Here is an 18182-nt window from a genome sequence, read left to right as displayed (position 1 = left end):
GGCGCCATTGCGCGCGCCACCCTGGGGAGAGGGTGATCATGATCCGTTCGCTTCGCACTACGCTGCTCGCATTGGCCTGCTCGGCATCCTTCGCGGCTTACGCACAAACCAGCACCGTTCGTTCGCTGCAGATTCCCGCCGGCGACCTGGTTACCGCGCTCGACAGTCTGGCGCGGCAATCCGGCGCGCAATTCATCTATCAGGCGGACCAGCTCCGCGGACTGCGAACGCGGGGCGTCAGCGGCAACTTGTCCACCGACGATGCGCTGCAACGCTTGCTGGCAGGCAGCGGCTTTACCGTGCATCACGATGCATCCGGCGCCATGGTGATCGTGAAAGGCACTGGACCGCGCACGCCGACTGGCGCATCGCGCCCGAAACGCGCAACAACCCACGCGACCGCCGAAGCGAAACCTCAATCGGTAACCAAGCTTGAACCCGTCATCGTCACGGGTTCGCGCATTCCGCGATCGCAAGTGGAAGGGCCCGCGCCCGTCATCACGATCACTGCGCAGGACATCGCGCGGAACGGTTTCGCGACGGTGTCGGACGTGATGACGTCGCTGACGCAGAATCTCGGCGCGCTCGACAACAACCAGACCACCGACGGTTTCTCGCCGGGTGCGCAAGCGGTCGACCTGCGCGGCCTCGGCCCCAACCACACGTTGGTGCTGGTGAACGGGCGACGCATTGCCGATTATCCGCAGGCCTACGGCGGCAACAGCAACTTCACCGATATCTCCAATCTGCCGACGTCGCTGATCGACCGCGTGGAAATTCTCAGTGGCAGCGCCTCGGCGATCTACGGCTCCGACGCGATGTCGGGCGTGATCAACTTCATCCTGAAAAAGAAAGCCGACGGCACCACCTTTGACTATCGCGCGGGCGATACCCAGCACGGCGGCGGAAGTTCGCAGCGACTTCAGATAAGCAGCGGTTATTCGAACGACAAGTTCGACTCGGTGTTCGCGCTGGAACTCTACGAAGCCAAACCGATCTGGGACTTCCAGCGCAACTTCACCGACTCGCGCCTGGACAGTCCGGCTGATCCTTCCGATGTCGTGGCGGGCCAGACGTTCGTTCGCCAGGACGTCAACGGCAATTATCTCGATCCGGGCAAGGCGACCTGTGATGGTCTTTCACACCTGGATCAGGGTTCGGTTTTCTATGCTTCGCGCCCCGGCTATGCGCCAGACAACAATGGCGGCCCCGGCTATTACTGCGGAAGCTACAAGGACGTCGGTTACGGCACGCTGGAGAACGGACGCAAGTCGGCCAACTTCTTCGGATCGGGCACGTACCACATCACCGATCACATGGATCTTTTCCTCGACGTGCTGGCCAGCACGTCCCACCAGGACAGCTACAACACGCCGTTGAAATGGGAGAACTGCGAACCGTTGAATGGCGATTGCACGCCGACGCCGTTCTACAACCAGGCCACCGGCCAGGTTGAACAATGGGAACGCAATTATTTCACCGTTGAAGAAAACGGCGGCCTGGGCCCGGGTGAAATTCGCAACATCAACAACACGCTTTCGTTGACCACCGGAATCAAAGGCAGCTTCGGCAGCGACGACCAGTGGGACTACGAAGGCTCGTTCGGTCATTCGCAAAACGAACTCAAGAGCAAAGAGCCGGCGCTCGTAGCGTCCAAGGCGCAGGCTCTTTATCTTGGTCCATCGCTGGGTATCGATCCGGATAGCGGATACCAGATCTACAACGCGCCGCCGGGCCGTCTGTACGCACCGCTGACGGTGCAACAGTTTCGATCCATCACCCAGGACTCGATCGACAACGACAAGAGCCGCGCCGAGAACTGGTCTCTCACGGTCAGCAACACCGAACTTTTTCATCTGCCGGCTGGCCCGGTCGGTTTCGCCGGTGTGGCCGAATATGGCAACCAGTACTTCGGCCTGAAAGCTGATCCGCTATCGCTGGACGGCTCGTATTACGGATTGCACAACACCACGGCGGTCGGTTCTCGCAGTCACTCCGGTGCCGGCGTCGAATTCAGCGTGCCGATCTTTTCGCAGCTGCTGGTCACCGCCGCCGGCCGTTACGACAAGTACGACTACAGCGACAACTCGTCGGGCAAAGGTACGTATGCCGTGGGATTTGAATATCGACCGTTCAAGACGTTGTTGTTGCGCGGCTCGCTGGGCACGGGTTTTCGCGCGCCCGATCTTGCCTATCTGTATGCCGGCGACAGCGGTTCCAGTTCCAGTGGCACCGACTATTACCAGTGTCGCCGCGACGAGCCGGAGAGCGGCCCGGATTACGAAGACAATTGCACCAACGGTGATGTCGACTACAACGGCCGCAGCCACGGCAGCACCGCTCTGAAGGACGAAACCAGCAAGTCGCTGACTTACGGTTTCGTGTACTCCCCTACGCCAGACCTCGACTTCACCACCGACTACTACAACATCAAGGTGAACAACGAAGTCGAATACCAGAGCAGCGACGAAATTCTGCGCGAGGAAGCCGATTGCCGACTGGGCGTCGATGTCAACGGCAACCCGGTCGATGGCAATTCGTCGTTCTGCCAGCAGATCGAAAGCCAGGTCGTGCGCAATTCGCCCAGTGCGCCCTCGAACCCGAACGGCATCACCTCGGTGCTGGTGCTTCCGATCAATGCCGCGGTGGACCAGACATCCGGTGTCGATTTCGATACGCACTATCACCTTGCCACGGACTCGTTCGGCAAGTTCGATTTCCACGTGGGTGCCACCTACGTGATCATGCACAAGACGAGGCTTTCGCCCGACGTGCCGGTCGACAATGAAATGACCGACATTTACTACTACCTGATCCCGCGTACCAAGGCCAACGCCTCGGTGACATGGACCTTCCACGATTTCACCACCACGCTGTACGGCTCGCGCCTGAGCGGCATACCGAACTACGACGGAACCATGCGCCTTGCGCCGACGTTCGATTACAACGCGACAATCGGATACCACATCGCACCGAACATCGATCTATCGCTGGTCGTCGACAACCTGTTCGACAGCAAGCCGAGGCATGACTCCACCTGGACCAGTTACCCGTACTACTACATCCCCTGGAACAATCCGACCGGCCGCTCCTTTTTCCTAGAAGCGAGCATCAAGCTCGGCGGCAGCCATCCATGATCGAACCGGAGCTTTCACGAGATGCCTCGCACGGCATCTCGTCGGGAAAACATGCATGAAGTTCGTGCGTCGCGCCATCTGCTGCACGATCTTCTTTTTGACGTGCCTTGACGTTCGAGCAGCCGCGCCCGTATTCCAGTTGACCGACCTGCAGCGCATCGTGGCTCTCGCCGATCCGCAGATATCGCCGGACGGCAAAAAAATCGCCGTAATCGTTTCCACGCCAGACTGGAAGGCAGACAAGGCCAGGAAGGAAATCGATCTGGTCGATGTGGTCAGTGGCGCACGCCGTGCATTGATTGCGAATCGCGAAAATCTTTCCTCGCCGCGATGGTCTGTCGATGGCGCACGGCTGGCGTTCCTCGCGAAAGATCCGGCGACGAAACAGACGCAGGTCTTCGTGATGCCCGTCACCAGCGACAACACTTTGCGTGTGACCGACAACGAGCGAGGCGTGGACGACTACGCCTGGAGCCCGGACGGAGCAAGCATTGCGTTCGTCGCGCAGGACCCGCCGCCGCATGCGGAAGCGATCAAGGCGAACGACAAGTCATTCCATGTCACTAACGGCCACTACCTGCTGACCAGGGAAGTGGCGTCATGGCAATTGTGGGTCGCGCCCGCGTCAGGTGGAAAAGCGAGGCAACTGACTGACGGTGACTTCAGTCTTGGCACCGAGCCCGGCGGCACGACCACGCCCGCGTGGAGCCACGACGGCAAGCGCATCGCATTCACGAAATTTCCGGGTGTGTACTGGGCTTCGTCGTTCCATTCCGTCATCGCGGAAGTGGATGTCGCCAGCGGTGGCATGCGAACGCTGGTATCCGACGAAACGTCCGGCCATTTCCAATTTGCGCCACTGGGCGACGCCACTGCGTATTCCCGCCCACGCGATGGCGACCGGAACAACGGCGACGCTATTTATGTGAGCACCCGTGGGAAAACGTTCGATGCCACTGCGACGCTGGCGCGACATTTCAGCACCTACGCCTGGATGCGCGACGGCCAGACGCTGATCACTGCCGGAGCACTGGGTACGCACACGGCGTTGTGGAAGCAACCGCTTTCAGGAAAAGCGACGCTGCTCGATCTTGGCGATGTGGAAGCCAATGATGGTCTCGGCACCACGACCAGCAACGACACCACCAGCATGAGCGTTTCCAGCACCGGCGCGATCGCCTTCATCGGCACGACCGCCAATCATCCCGGCGAGTTGTACGTTCTCGATTCCATCGACGCCAAGCCGCGGCGGCTCACCGACGTGAATGCCTTCATCGATTCGATCCAGCTGGGACGCACTGCGTCGATCGAATGGAAGGGCCCGAACGGCTTTCGCGAGGACGGCGTGCTGGTTTATCCGGCTGGATACGAAGCAGACCGAAAATATCCGCTGGTGCTGGTGATTCACGGCGGCCCCACCATGTCCTCCAACGCAGGGTTTCAGCGCCTGGCGCAGTTGCTGGCAGCCGCCGGCTTCGTGGTGTTTCAGCCGAACTACCGCGGCAGCCCGAATCTGGGCGACGCCTACCAGCACGCGATCTATCGCAACACCGGCGATGGCCCGGGCCAGGACGTAATGGCCGGGCTCGCCGCGGTCGAAAAGCTGGGCATCGTGGATGAGCGCCGCATCGGCGTGACGGGTTGGTCCTATGGCGGCTATCTCACTGCGTGGCTCACCAGTCATTACGACGTCTGGAAAGCGGCGGTCGCCGGCGCGCCGGTCACTGACTGGTTGATGGACTACAGCATTTCCTATTACCAGGAAGGCGACGCCTATCTGTTGGGATCATCGCCCTGGACGAATGCCGGGTGGGACATCTGGCGCGCGCAATCACCGATCACCTATGTGCGCAACGTCAAGGCTCCCACGCTGATTCTTGCCGACGTGATGGACTCGAACGTGCCGATGGTCAACGCCGAGGAGTGGTACCACGGGCTGCGCGATAACGGTGTGCCGGTCGAGTTCTACGCCTATCCCGAAACGTCGCACTTGCCGCACGACATCGTGCAGGTCAGCGACATCTACCGCCGATGGATCGGGTGGATGGAGAAATATCTCAAGTGATCGGTTGGCCGGCGTGACAACGTTCGGCGCGCGTGCTCAGACGTTGAAACGGAAGTGCAGCACGTCGCCTTCCTTGACCAGATAGTCCTTTCCTTCCAGTCGCAAACGGCCCGCTTCCTTGGCGCCGCCCTCGCCCTTGTACTTGATGAAGTCGTCGAACGCGACGGTCTCGGCGCGGATGAAGCCGCGTTCGAAATCGGTGTGGATCACGCCCGCCGCCTGCGGCGCGGTGGAGCCGGCCTTGACCTGCCACGCGCGGACTTCTTTTTCACCCGCGGTGAAATACGTTTGCAGGCCGAGCAGCTTGTAGCCTGCGCGGATCACGCGATTCAGGCCCGGCTCGTCCAATCCCATGTCCTTCAGGAATTCGTCGCGGTCGGCGTCTTCGAGCTGCGCCATTTCCTCTTCGATGGCCGCGCACACCGGCACCACTTCCGCACCTTCGACGACGGCACGGGCGCGCACTGCGTCGAGCAATGGATTGTTCTCGAAACCGTCGTCGCTGACGTTGGCGATGTACATCAGCGGCTTCAGCGTGAGCAGGAACATGTCGCGCACCAGCGCCTTCTCTTCGGCATCGAGGCCGATCGAGCGCGCGGAGCGTCCGTCGTTGAGCGCGATCGACAATTTCTGCAGCACGGGTTTCTTTGCCAGCGCTTCCTTGTCGTTCGCCTTGGCGGCGCGCTCGGCTTTGTTCAACGCCTTTTCCACCGATTCGAGATCGGCCAGCGCCAGTTCGGTGTCGATGGTCTCGATATCCGAGATGGGATCGACCTTGCCGGCGACGTGGATCACATCACCCTCGAAGCACCGCACCACGTGGGCGATCGCATCGACCTCGCGGATGTGTGCAAGAAACTTGTTGCCGAGGCCCTCACCCTTCGATGCGCCGGCAACGAGACCGGCGATATCGACGAATTCCATCGTGGTCGGGATGATTTTTTGCGGCTTCACGATCGCGGACAACTGATTCAGACGCGGATCGGGCACCAGCACGATGCCGACGTTCGGTTCGATCGTGCAGAACGGAAAATTCGCCGCCGGGATGCCGGCTTTCGTCAGCGCGTTGAACAAGGTGGACTTGCCGACGTTAGGCAGGCCGACGATGCCGCATTTGATGCCCATGGTGTGTATCCAGTAATGAATATCGTGGAGTGAAGTGGCGACGGATCAACTCCGCTCAGCCGTTTTCCACCGTGTGCAGGCGGAGCATTGCTTTCTCGAATTGGCCTTCCACCGCCAACGGCAGCACGTCCAGCGCACGGCCTATACCGTCGAGGATCGCGTCCTCGTCTTTCGCCGAAGGCCGGCCCAGCACCCACGGCGTGACCTGATCGCGATGGCCGGGATGACCGATGCCCACGCGCAGGCGATGAAACCTGCCGTGGCCGAGATGTTCCATGGTGTCGCGCAAACCGTTCTGGCCGCCGTGTCCGCCGTCGAACTTCAGGCGCACGGTGCCAGGCGGCAGATCCAGATCGTCATGCGCGATCAGGCACTGCTCCGGCTCGATCTTGTAGTAGCGCAGCGCCGAGACAATGGCGATGCCACTTTTATTCATGAAGGTTGACGGCTTGAGCAGCCACACCGGCTCGCCGCCGATGCGCACCCTGCAGGTTTCGCCATGCAGCTTGCCGTCGAAAGCGAATCGCTCGCCGTGACCGCTGGCGAGGGCGTCCACAAACCAGAACCCGGCGTTGTGCCGGGTTCTGAGATATTCGGCGCCGGGATTACCTAGCCCGACAATGAGTCGCAAACCAGCCATGCGGGCAGACATGCGAAACCCCGCGCACCAAGGCGCGGGGTTTCGATGGCTTACTTCTTGTCGGCTGCCGGCTTGGCAGCCGGTTTGCCGCCGGACTTGGCAGCAGCAGCCTTCGCGGCTTCGGCTTCGGCTTCGGCAGCGGCGTCTTCCGCGACGTCCGCAGCGCTTTCCTTGACCACGGTTGCCGTGACCACGGCGATATCGTGAGCCTCGCCAAGCTGCAACGCGGGAATCTCGACGTTCGCCGGCAGGGTCAGCTGCGACAGATGGATGATGTCGCCTTCCTTCAGTTCAGCCAGGTCGAGTTCGATGAACTCCGGCAGGTGCTTGGGCAGGCAGATCACTTCGACTTCGGTGAGGTTGTGCGAAACGACCACGCCGGAAGTCTTCGCAGCCGGCGACTTCTCCTGGTTGAGGAAGTGCAGCGGCACGTTGATGCGCACGGCCTGGTTTTCGTCGACGCGCAGGAAATCCATGTGCATCATCAGCTGCTTGAACGGATGCTTCTGCCAGTCGCGCACCAGCACTTTCTGCACCTTGCCGTCCACGTTCAGATCGAGGATGGACGAGAAGAACCACTCGTGCTTGGCGGCGAGCAGGATGGTGTTGTGCACGATCTGGATGTTTTCCGGATCCTGACCGGCGCCGTAAACGACGGCAGGCACAAAGTTCGCGTGACGCAGGCGGCGGCTCGCACCTTTCCCCCCGTCCTTGCGGCTTTGCGCCTTGATTTCATGAGTCTTGGCCATTTCAGTAACTACCTTGGTGTGATGAACTGCCTCGCGGCAGCTTGTGTGGTTCCCCCGCGACCAGAGGAACCGGGTTTGAAATCAATCCACGTACAACGAGCTCACCGACTCGCCAAAGGCGATACGGCGAATGGTTTCCGCCAGCAGCTCGGCGACCGAAAGCTGGCGAATCTTGGCGCAGGCCTGGACTTCGGCACTCAGCGGCAAGGTGTTGGTGACTACCAGCTGGTCGAGCTGGGAGTTTTCGATATTGCTGACTGCCGCTCCCGACAGCACCGGATGCACGCAGTACGCCACGACCTTGCGCGCGCCGCGCTCCTTCAGAGCTGCAGCCGCCGCGCACAACGTGCCGGCGGTGTCGACAATGTCGTCCACCAACACGCAGACCTTGCCACTGACGTCGCCGATGATGTTCATCACCGTGGCCACGTTGGCTTTCGGCCGGCGTTTGTCGATGATCGCTAGGTCCGCGTCGTCCAGTCGCTTGGCAAGTGCGCGAGCACGCACCACGCCGCCGACGTCCGGGCTGACCACGATCAGGTCGTCCATGCTGTGGTTGCGCCAGATGTCGGCCAGCAGCACCGGTGAAGCGTAGACGTTGTCGACAGGAATATCGAAAAAGCCCTGGATCTGGTCGGCATGCAGGTCGACTGTCAGCACGCGATCGACACCTGCGGCGCCAATCATCCTGGCGGCCAGCTTGGCGGTAATCGGCACGCGCGCCGAGCGCGGGCGGCGATCCTGCCGTGCGTAACCGAAGTAAGGGATCACCGCGGTGACGCTCGCCGCGGACGCCCGCTTCAGTGCGTCGGCCAGCGCCAGCAATTCGAACAGGTTCACTGCACTCGGCGCGCCGGTGGGCTGCAGCACGAACACTTCCTGTCGGCGAACGTTTTCCTCGATCTCGATCTGCACCTCGCCATCGCTGAACGTGCCGACCAGCGCTTTGCCGAGTGGCACGCCGAGGCGATGGGCAACATCCTCCGCCAAGGCATGGTGCGCATTACCGGTAAAAAGCATCATCGGGGTGGACGTATCCACGATAGAGAACCTCGGTACGAAAGCCATCATGGATGGCTGGGGCGGCAGGATTCGAACCTGCGTATGCGGGAATCAAAATCCCGTGCCTTAACCAGCTTGGCGACGCCCCAGTATTTGTTGTGTTCGCTGATACTTTTGTTCGTACTCGCTGAAACTGTCGTGCCGCCGCAATCAATGACTGTCGCGGTGCCGCGCCAGCGCAATCTGCAAAGGTGAAACATCGACTCCCGCGGCAACCCGCGCCGTGAACGTCGCCGGACATTGCCTGGCAATCGCCATGGCCCGATCAAACGATTTCGCTTCCAGAAACACGCAGCCACCGCTGCCGGAAAGCCGCGCCTGACCGAAACCATCCAGCCAGTCCAGCGCTGCGGAAACCCGCGGATGCCGCGCACGCACCACCGGCGCGAAGGCGTTTTCCGTTGTTTCACCGGAAGCAAAGGATGAAATTGTCGCCCGGGGGGCATTTCGTGTCAATTCAGACGCTTGAAAAAGCGCGGCTGTCGGCACGCTTTCGTGGGGATCGACGACCACGTAATGGCGCCTGGGCATCGGCAATGCGGTCAGTTGTTCACCGATGCCCTCGGCCCACGCCGAACGCCCGCGCACGAACACCGGCACATCCGCGCCAAGTTCGCGGCCCAGACTGGCCAACTCGTCCTCGGACAATCCCAGCTTCCACAAACGATTGAGCGCCACCAGCACGGTGGCTGCATCCGAGCTGCCGCCGCCAAGCCCACCGCCCATCGGGATGCGCTTTTCCACTGCGATGTCGGCACCCATCGAACTCGCCGAATGGCGTTGCAAGAGCCGCGCCGCGCGAACCACCAGATCAGTGTCGGCGTCCACGCCAGGCAACTGCGAAACACGCGCGATAACGCCATCGACACGGAGCCGCAGGCGGATCTCGTCGCCCCAGTCAAGCAGGCGGAACACCGTCTGCAACTCGTGATAGCCGTCGTCGCGACGACCGACGATGCGCAGGAACAGGTTGAGCTTGGCCGGCGCCGGCCACACCGTCCATTCGCCATGCGACGGCGCCGGCAGCGGCCGACTCATGAAAACGCGCAGATGATCGGGGAAACCATTCTCCCGGTCACGGCGCAGGGCAAGTTTGAAATCAGCGTGGCTCTTGTCCACTTCCGTGAAGCCATGCTTGGCGTAGAACGGCGCGTTCCACGGCACATCGGCCAGCGTTCCCAGATCCATCCGCCGATAACCGGCTGCACTCGCCCACTCACAGACGTGTTCGAGCAATGCCGCGCCAATGCCTTGTTTGCCGTGTGCGGGCAACACATCGAATTCGGCGATGCCCACGCCATCGCCATGGCCACAATCGTCCAGCCAGATGAAGCCGACCGGCTCGCCACGCGCATTCGATGCAGTCCAGACCCGTCCACGCTCGATCGCCTGCAACAGCAACTCCGACGGAATCGGCATCGATGCGTACGACGACCACGCCGCATGTCCACGAAACAGCTGCACCGCGCCGCGTTCGATCACGCACAGCGCATCGACCTGGCTCGCATCGGCTCGTTCTATCGAAAACGACATCGTGATTCCGTGCGTGCTGCGAAGCTGCGCATCAAGACAATCTCAGAAGGCCGCAAAGCCTAACGCAAGCCGAAAGCTGGCGGCGCTACCTGAAGCTCCAGGACTCGATCGAGAGGCGAACCTTGTAAGGCGGATTCGTCGCGAAAACCTTCTTCGGCAACGGCGGCTGATGTGCCGCATCCCATTCGCGATAGTCCACCACCCAACCGTCCTGCTGCAGCAGCGACGGCAGTCGATCCGTGCCGAAGTTCAGTTCCGCCGGGCCGCTGTCCGCACGCAAACCCATCACCCACGCGCGCAGATCGCGCAGCGGAACCGCCCAGCCGACCGCCTTGCGCATCAATGCCTCGGCGTCCGGACCACGCAGCGGACCTTCGGCCAAGCCTTCGAGCAACGCGCCGTCCGGGCCGCCGCTGAGCCTGAAATTCGCGCCGCTGATCGCCGGGCCGCGCATCTCGAAGGTGTAGTACTCGCCATCCTGCGTCCACACGAGACTGCCGGTGCCGCCGTGGCCCTTGTCATCGGAGATCGACAACCGACCCTGCAACGTCCAGTGCTCCGCAGACGCGAGTTGCTGTTCGCGCGTGCGTTGCGCGTCGAGCAGGCCCGCATCGCCTTTCATGCGCACGGCAGGCGCGCAGGCGGCGAGCAGCAGCGGCAAGGCGGCGGCAAGGAATCGGAGGTTTCGCTTCATGGATTCACGCGCATCAAAGGTGAAGCCGCTTCAGGGTGTTCTGCAATGCAGTGTTGTGCGGATCGAGCTTGCGCACTTCCTCGAACACACGCTGCGCATCCTGCTTGCGACCCTGCTTCCATAACACCTCGCCCAAATGCACGCCGACATCCGCGTCCTTGCGCGCGAGCCATGAACTCTGCAGCGTCTGGACGGCTTGGTCGAGATGGCCGAGGCGATATTGCAGCCAGCCCCAGGAATCCGCGATCGCCGGGTCGTCGGGTTTGGCGGACCGCGCGCTGTTGATCAGACGCTCGGCCTCGGGAAGGTCGCGATTGGCGTCGGCGAGCGTGAAACCGAGTGCGTTGCTCGCATCGATATCGCCGGGCTTGATCTTCAGAAGCTGCTGGAAATCCTGCACCGCCTGATCGATCTGGTCGGCTTCCGCATAGGCCAGCCCGCGTCCGTACAGCAGGCCCGGATCGTTCGGCACCACCTGCAACGCATGGCTGAAAGCATCCTCGGCTTTCGCGTAATTCAAATCGCGCATGTAGAGCTCGGCATCGACCTCATAGGCCTGACGCAGTTGCGCAGGCTGTTCGAGATAGTCCGTCTGCATCTGTTCGAGCAGCTGATGCGCGTCGTCAGTCTTGCCCTGCGATTGCAGGATGATCGCGCTGTGCAGGTCGGCATCGAACGCATGGGCGTCGTCATCGCCCACCTGTCCGTACCAGGCCAGCGCTTCATCGTCGCGATGCTGCATTTCGGCGAGTTGCCCGAGCAGGTAAGCGCTGCGTTCGCGCACATCGGGCGCGGCCTGTTGCATTTGCTGGTAAATCGAAGCGAGTGCCGTGGCGTCCTTGTTGCGCGCGGCGAGTGCGGCGCGCATGGCGAAAGTGTCGGCATTCTGTGGGCCGTGATCGAGCAGGCGTGATGCCTCTGCGTACTCGCCCGCGTCGGTAAGTACGCCGGCGTAGGTCAGACGCAGCTGGATGTTCTGCGGCGCCTTCGCGATGGCTTTCTGCAACAACGCGCGCGCACCGGCGTGATCACCGTCCTTGAATTTCACCTGCGCGGCCCACGCATACGTTTCGGCCGTTCCGAACTTCTGCATGGCCGCGTCGGCGATACCGACGGCATACGCGTGCTGATTGAATTTGTCGCCAAGCTCGCTCATCGCGAGCCACGCCTGCGGATCCGCCGGCAGGCGTTTCGGTGTCGCCAGCGATTGAAGAAGTTGCGCAGCCTGCGCCTGATCGGAATCGCCCAGCAGCACGCGCCCGAAAGTCCGCCATGCATCCTTGGCGCCGCTGCTGGTGAGCAGTTCGAGCTGGCGCTTCGCTTCGGCAGAATCGCCTTGTGCTATCGCCAACCCGGCGCGCGCTTCCGCCATGGCGACCGGTTGCGCGCCCAGTAGTTGCCAGCGATCCAGCGCGCGACGGGCGGCGACATTGTCATGGACGGCAAGCGCCAGCGAGGTAGCGCGTTCGGCCACGCGTGGATCGTTGCTGGAAAGCATGGCCTTGCCATAGGCGTCCGATGCGGTCTTCAAATCGGTATGGCCCAGCGCCAGCTCGCCGGTGAGCAACTGGGCCAGCACATCGTGATCGGTGTCAGGCGTGGCGATCACCAACCGCGCCAACGGTTGCGGACTCGCGTTGACCTTCGGCGCCGGTCGCGACGGAGCCACTGCGCAGCCGCCCAGCACGACCAGCACGACTGCCGTAAAATGCCGCAGTTGCTTGAACTTGAACGCCCTGCTCCGCACACTACTCTCCGTACCGTCCACCAATGCAGCCGTGCGCGTCATCGCTCACGACAGACCCGTCAAGCTTAGCCCACGTCGCCGACCACCGCCCTTCGGGAAGCTTCACCCAAGATATGCCGCTGATCGCCCTCGGGCTCAATCACCTCACCGCGCCTGTTGCCCTGCGCGAGCAGGTGGCGTTCGATCCGGACGCCGCCGGCAGCGCTTTGCTTGAGCTGACGCGCGAGCCGGGCGTGGAAGAAGCGATGATCCTGTCCACCTGCAACCGAACCGAGTTGTACGTCGGCGTGGCGAGTGGCGCGGAGAACATTCCGCTGGCATGGTTGAGCCGTCACCACCGTCTGACTCCCGGCAAGCTGGACGAGTTCCTGTACAGGCACGATGAAAGCGACGCCGTGCGTCACATGTTTCGCGTCGCCACCGGGTTGGACTCGATGGTGCTGGGCGAACCGCAGATCCTCGGCCAGGTGAAGGACGCCTATCAGCAGGCACGCGATGCGCAGGTATTGAAGGCACCGCTCGACCGCCTGCTTCAGCACACCTTCGCCGTCGCCAAGCGCGTGCGCACGGATACGCGCATCGGTGCGTACACCGTGTCTGTCGCGTTTACCGCGGTACGACTCGCCGAGCAGGTATTCACCGACCTGCGGCAGGCCTGCGTGCTGCTGATCGGCGCGGGCGACACCATCGAACTGGCCGCGCGCCACCTCGCCGACAAGCATGCGCGGCGCATCATCGTCGCCAACCGCACGCTCGAAAGCGCGCAGGAACTCGCTGGCCGCTACGGGGGCTATGCGATCGCGCTGGCCGATCTCCCGCAACACCTGGCCGAAGCTGACATCGTGATTTCGTCCACCGCTGCGCGACTGCCGGTGCTGACGCGCGAGATGGTCGAAAAGGCGATGACAGCACGTCGTCGCAAGCCGATGTTCATGGTCGACATTGCCGTGCCGCGAGACATCGAAGCCAGCGTCGGCGACCTGCCCGACGTATATCTCTACGGCATCGATGACCTGCGCCAGGTCATCGACGACAACCGCCGCTCACGCGAGGCCGCCGCGCGCGAGGCCGGCGCGATCATCGACCTGCAGGTTGATCGGTACATGGCATGGCGCCGCGCGCTCACGCTGCGCAATCCGGCGCTGGACATGCGCCAGAACGCCGAACTCCATCGCGATGAAGTGCTCGACAAGGCACGCGCCATGCTCGCGCGCGGCAAGTCGCCGGACGAGGCCCTGGCGTTCCTCGCCAACACGCTCACCAACAAGTTGCTGCATCACCCCAGTGCGCGATTGCGCGAAGCGACACTGAGCGGCGATCTCGATCTACTGCACGCAGCCGGACGTCTATACGGCCTGGATGAAGACTCCGAAGCACCGTAGCAGCGCATCCTGCACGCGAATCACGCAGCGACAATCCGACCAGCGATCGCGCACAGGGTGCGCTCCTACACAGAAGCCACGCATTCACGCATGACCCCATCGATCCGCTGCAAGCTCGAAGCACTCGCCGAGCGTCACGAAGAAATCGGCCTGCTGCTGTCGCAACCCGACGTGCTTGCCGACAACGCGCGTTTTCGCGAGCTCTCGCAGGAATACGCGCAGCTCGAACCCGTGACGAAGTCGTTGCACGAACATCGCGAAGCCGAAAATGAGCTGGCTGACACCCGCGCCATGCTCGACGATCCCGAGATGCGCGAGATGGCGGCCGACGACATCGCGCGGCTCGAAAAGCAGCTCCTCGACCTCGACAACGAACTGCAACTGCTGTTGTTGCCGAACGATCCGCGCGACGAAGCGAATCTCTATCTTGAAGTGCGCGCGGGAACCGGCGGCGATGAAGCGGCGATTTTCGCCGGCGATCTTTTTCGCATGTATGTGCGTTACGCCGAGAGCCGCCGCTGGCATGTCGAAGTGTTGAGCGAACATGCCGGCGAACATGGCGGCTACAAGGAAGTGGTAGCGCGCATCGAAGGCAAGGGAGCGTATTCGCAACTGAAGTTCGAATCCGGCGCGCACTGCGTGAAACGTGTGCCGGCCACCGAGTCGCAAGGCCGCATACACACCTCGACCGCGACCGTGGCGATCATGCCCGAGCTCGACGAGATCGAAGCAATCGACATCAATCCCGCCGACCTGAAAGTCGATACGTTTCGCGCGTCCGGTGCAGGTGGCCAGCACGTCAACAAAACCGATTCGGCCATCCGCATCACGCACCTGCCGACCGGCACCGTGGTGGAATGTCAGGAAGAACGCAGCCAGCACAAGAATCGTGCGCGCGCGATGAGCTTGCTCAAGGCGCGCCTGCTCGATGCCGAACGCAGCAAGCAAAACGCATCGCAAGCGGAATCACGACGCCTGCAGGTCGGCACCGGCGACCGCAGCCAGCGCATCCGCACCTATCGTTACAAGGACAATCTGGTGACCGATCACCGCATCGGCCTCAACCTCTATCATCTGACCGACATCATGCAGGGTGACCTGCGCGAATTGATCGAAACGTTGACCCGCGAAAACCAGGCCGACCAGTTGCAGGCACTCGGCAACGTCTGAACCGGTTCGTCACGCACGACACGATCAGATATCACGATGTAACCATCAGCGAGGCGAGCATGGGCAAGCATTACCGCAAGGCCATGAAGGAATTGCAGATCGAACTGGTACGCATGCAATACGCATTGCGCAGCAGCGGCAAACGTCTGGTGGTGATTTTTGAAGGACGTGACGCCGCCGGCAAAGGCGGTGTGATCAAGCGCCTCACCGAGAGCCTGGACACGCGCGACTACAGCATCGCCGCACTCGGCAAGCCGACCGAAGAGGAATCCACGCAGTGGTATTTCCAGCGCTATGTCGCGCATCTTCCCGGCGCCGGCGAACTCGTACTGTTCGATCGCAGCTGGTACAACCGCGCGGTGGTCGAACCGGCAATGGGGTTCTGCAACAAGGAACAGTACGAGGCTTTCCTCGACGCCGCGCCGGCGTTCGAGAAACTGCTGACCGACGACGGCATCATTCTGCTCAAGTACTGGCTGGCGGTGGATCAGTCCGAACAGGAAACGCGATTCGCCGAACGCGCTGACGATCCGCTGAAACGCTGGAAGCTTTCGCCCGTCGATCTCGCCGCGCGACAGAAATATGCCCAGATGGGTGAACTGCGCGACACGATGATCGAGCGCACGCACAGCGCGCACGCGCCGTGGTTCGTGGTCGACTTCAACGATCAGAAAAAGGGACGCGTCAACCTGATCCGGCACCTTCTGCAGCAGATTCCGTTGAGCGACAAACCGATCCCCGAAGTGAAACTGCCCAAGCTCAAGGGCAAGCCGAAAAGCGAACACGTCACCGACAAGGCGCTTTGGGTTCCCGACACTTTTTGATTTTCAGCGAGTGTGAAATCCGTGCAATTCCTGCTCGGCGACATCATCGCGTTGCACCGCGTCGACCTTTGCAGTGGGCGGACCTTGCCGCATCCAGCATTCGAGTGCGTCGAGCGCGTCGGCGGTGCCGGTAGCCAACACTTCGACGCGGCCATCGGGCAGATTTTTCGCGTAACCGGCAAGGCCAAGCGCCAGCGCCTGATCACGAGTGCTGGCGCGATAGAACACGCCCTGCACTCTTCCATTGGCGATGAACTTCGCCGTCGGCATTACCTGCCGATCACCGCGCTCAACAATGCCGCCGTGACCGGACCGATAAACAGCTTGGCAACCTTGCCATCCGGCGCGATGACGTAAGTCGTCGGCAAGCCCTTGGGCTCGTCGAAATCCTTCAGCGGCTTGTCCAGCACGACCTGCGCGATCGGATATGCCACCGGATGCTTGGCGACGAACGCCTTGATGTCTGCCGGATCACTGTCGTCGTAAGCGAGCCCGATCGCGGCCACGTTCCTGTGTGCGGCGACGAAGCGAGAGATGTCCGGCATTTCCTTGATGCACGGCACGCACCAGGTTGCCCAATAGTTGACGATCACCCACTTGCCACGCTGCGCGGCGAGGTCGAACGTCTTTCCGTCCAGCGTCGCAACATGCAGCGTCGGCGTAGTTGGCATCGCCGCGTGCGATGGCGCGGACATCACGAGCATCAATGACAACGCAGTGGATCGAAGCAGCAAAGATGAAAAAGTCATGCGTGAATTTCCTCGGTGTCGGACGCGTCGTTCGCGTCCTGGGGATAGACCTGGTCGAGCCGGCAACGCAGCTGCATTTCGAGCGCATCGGCCGCTTCGGTGAGCAACGCCAGCAGCGGCGCCGGCAGTTCGATATCCATCGCCGCCGCCTCTTCCGCCGGGCGCAGCAGCAATCGAAAACGCGTGTTGCGATACACGCGCAGCAAGTCGGTGCTGTCAAGGCTGCGGCTCAACAGCCAGCCTCCGTTTTCCGCGCGCTGGATCAATTCGGCCTGACTCAGATCGTCGAAGTAATCGGCGATCAGATGGCTGTGCAGGTATGGCTCGCGCATGCGCACATCGGCGTGATCGAGACTCTCGCCGCCGCGCTGCGCATCGATGAAATGTTTCAGCACCACCAGCAGACCGAGAAACTCGGCGCCTTCGGGCAGCATCTTTTTTGGCGCGTGGTAATCGAATGCCGATGCCGACGCGGCGATCGACGCGGAAAAAATCACGATCACCCACGACAGATAGATCCACAAAAGCAGAATCGGAATCGCCGCGAGTGCGCCGTAAATCTGCTGGTACGTCTGCGCCCGATGCACGAACAACGTGAAGCCCCAGCGCACGATTTCGAAAAGTATCGCGCCCAGCAGCGCACCGATCGCCGCGTCACGGCGCAACACCTTGCAGTTGGGAATGGTCGAGTACATCAGCCAAAGCGTGAGAAACGTGACCACGAACGGCAGCACGCTGAGCAAGCGATGGCCGATGCTGGTGATCTGTCCCGCCGCGCCCTGCAGCAACGGCATCGCCGTCACATACGAAGTCACCGCGATACCACCGACCACCAGGATCGGACCCAGCGACAGCGCCGCCCAATACAGCAGCAGGCGCGAACCCCAACCGCGCGCCTGTTTCACGCGCCAGATGCGATTGAGTCGATCCTCGATGCTCACCATCATCGACAACGCGCTGAACAGCATCACAAGGATGCTGATGCCGGTGAGGCGCTTGGCGTTGTCCGCGAACGTGGTCAGCGTTTCCTGCACTTTCTCGCCAGCGGCCGGCACGAAGTTGTCGAACACGAAACCGATCAGCGTATTGCGCGCATCGGCAAACACCGGGAACGCGGAGAACATCGCGAACACCGCGACCGTCAGAGGCACCAGCGACACCAGCGTGGTGTACGACAGCGCGCCGGCGGTTTCGAAACACTTGTCGTCGACAAAACGACGCCAAAGGAAATACCCGAAGCTCTTCGTGCGATCGCGGTCGAATCGTCGGGCCATCGGTTCCTCGGGTTCGCCGGCGCAGCGCGGC

At 61.9% G+C, this 18182-nt stretch carries 15 protein-coding genes and 1 tRNA gene; 5 read left to right on the top strand and 11 right to left on the bottom strand.

The features are described from left to right. The first annotated feature begins 38 nt into the window (after window positions 1-38). Window positions 39-3137, top strand: coding sequence for a TonB-dependent receptor (locus GSQ73_RS06155; protein WP_158882114.1), 3099 nt, complete (start codon window positions 39-41; stop codon window positions 3135-3137). Window positions 3138-3192: 55 nt separating this feature from the next. Further along, the gene (locus GSQ73_RS06150; RefSeq protein ID WP_158882112.1) at window positions 3193-5202 is read left to right on the top strand and encodes a S9 family peptidase; all 2010 of its coding nucleotides are present in this window, start codon (window positions 3193-3195) and stop codon (window positions 5200-5202) included. A 36-nt stretch (window positions 5203-5238) separates the two neighbouring features. Here the strand turns inward: GSQ73_RS06150 and ychF are convergent, their stop codons facing one another. From ychF to GSQ73_RS06110, 8 genes are all read right to left on the bottom strand, one after another. Next, entirely contained in the window at window positions 5239-6327 is a 1089-nt protein-coding gene (gene ychF, locus GSQ73_RS06145; RefSeq protein ID WP_158882110.1) for a redox-regulated ATPase YchF, read from the bottom strand. Between the two features lie 55 nt (window positions 6328-6382). Continuing rightward, complete coding sequence (gene pth / locus GSQ73_RS06140; protein ID WP_158882486.1) at window positions 6383-6967, bottom strand: aminoacyl-tRNA hydrolase; 585 nt, start codon at window positions 6965-6967, stop codon at window positions 6383-6385. Window positions 6968-7017: 50 nt separating this feature from the next. Further along, a complete protein-coding gene (locus GSQ73_RS06135) occupies window positions 7018-7716 on the bottom strand; it encodes a 50S ribosomal protein L25/general stress protein Ctc (RefSeq protein ID WP_158882108.1) in 699 nt (232 codons plus the stop codon). Window positions 7717-7797: 81 nt separating this feature from the next. After that, window positions 7798-8739, bottom strand: a complete 942-nt coding sequence (locus tag GSQ73_RS06130; protein ID WP_174236066.1) for a ribose-phosphate diphosphokinase — start codon at window positions 8737-8739, stop codon at window positions 7798-7800. A 51-nt stretch (window positions 8740-8790) separates the two neighbouring features. Next, window positions 8791-8867 (bottom strand) — tRNA-Gln (locus tag GSQ73_RS06125). A 61-nt stretch (window positions 8868-8928) separates the two neighbouring features. Continuing rightward, window positions 8929-10311, bottom strand: a complete 1383-nt coding sequence (gene ispE / locus GSQ73_RS06120; RefSeq protein ID WP_158882106.1) for a 4-(cytidine 5'-diphospho)-2-C-methyl-D-erythritol kinase — start codon at window positions 10309-10311, stop codon at window positions 8929-8931. A gap of 85 nt (window positions 10312-10396) precedes the next feature. Continuing rightward, entirely contained in the window at window positions 10397-11005 is a 609-nt protein-coding gene (gene lolB / locus GSQ73_RS06115; protein WP_158882104.1) for a lipoprotein insertase outer membrane protein LolB, read from the bottom strand. Between the two features lie 13 nt (window positions 11006-11018). Beyond that, the gene (locus GSQ73_RS06110; protein ID WP_254063301.1) at window positions 11019-12752 is read right to left on the bottom strand and encodes a tetratricopeptide repeat protein; all 1734 of its coding nucleotides are present in this window, start codon (window positions 12750-12752) and stop codon (window positions 11019-11021) included. Window positions 12753-12865: 113 nt separating this feature from the next. Here GSQ73_RS06110 and hemA point away from each other — a divergent pair, with 113 nt between their 5' ends. The 3 genes from hemA (at window position 12866) to ppk2 (ending at window position 16128) form a co-directional block, all read left to right on the top strand. Then, entirely contained in the window at window positions 12866-14134 is a 1269-nt protein-coding gene (gene hemA, locus GSQ73_RS06105) for a glutamyl-tRNA reductase (protein ID WP_158882100.1), read from the top strand. Between the two features lie 90 nt (window positions 14135-14224). Beyond that, on the top strand, window positions 14225-15304 hold the full coding sequence (gene prfA, locus GSQ73_RS06100; RefSeq protein ID WP_158882098.1) for a peptide chain release factor 1: 1080 nt from the start codon (window positions 14225-14227) through the stop codon (window positions 15302-15304). Between the two features lie 59 nt (window positions 15305-15363). Beyond that, window positions 15364-16128, top strand: coding sequence for a polyphosphate kinase 2 (gene ppk2, locus GSQ73_RS06095; RefSeq protein ID WP_158882096.1), 765 nt, complete (start codon window positions 15364-15366; stop codon window positions 16126-16128). 3 nt (window positions 16129-16131) lie between these two features. Here ppk2 and GSQ73_RS06090 read toward each other — a convergent pair whose 3' ends face one another. From GSQ73_RS06090 to GSQ73_RS06080, 3 genes are read right to left on the bottom strand one after another with little or no spacing between them, the layout of a single operon-like run. Next, the gene (locus GSQ73_RS06090) at window positions 16132-16398 is read right to left on the bottom strand and encodes an acylphosphatase (RefSeq protein WP_158882094.1); all 267 of its coding nucleotides are present in this window, start codon (window positions 16396-16398) and stop codon (window positions 16132-16134) included. Continuing rightward, window positions 16398-16832, bottom strand: coding sequence for a TlpA disulfide reductase family protein (locus tag GSQ73_RS06085; RefSeq protein WP_254063315.1), 435 nt, complete (start codon window positions 16830-16832; stop codon window positions 16398-16400). Before GSQ73_RS06085 ends, GSQ73_RS06090 begins: the two co-directional genes overlap by 1 nt. A gap of 41 nt (window positions 16833-16873) precedes the next feature. Next, on the bottom strand, window positions 16874-18151 hold the full coding sequence (locus GSQ73_RS06080; protein WP_158882090.1) for a YihY family inner membrane protein: 1278 nt from the start codon (window positions 18149-18151) through the stop codon (window positions 16874-16876). Between the last annotated feature and the right edge of the window lie 31 nt (window positions 18152-18182).

This window comes from Rhodanobacter sp. L36, from assembly GCF_009765755.1.
Taxonomy (GTDB): Bacteria; Pseudomonadota; Gammaproteobacteria; order Xanthomonadales; family Rhodanobacteraceae; genus Rhodanobacter.
This window is presented reverse-complemented; position numbering and strand designations above follow the sequence as displayed.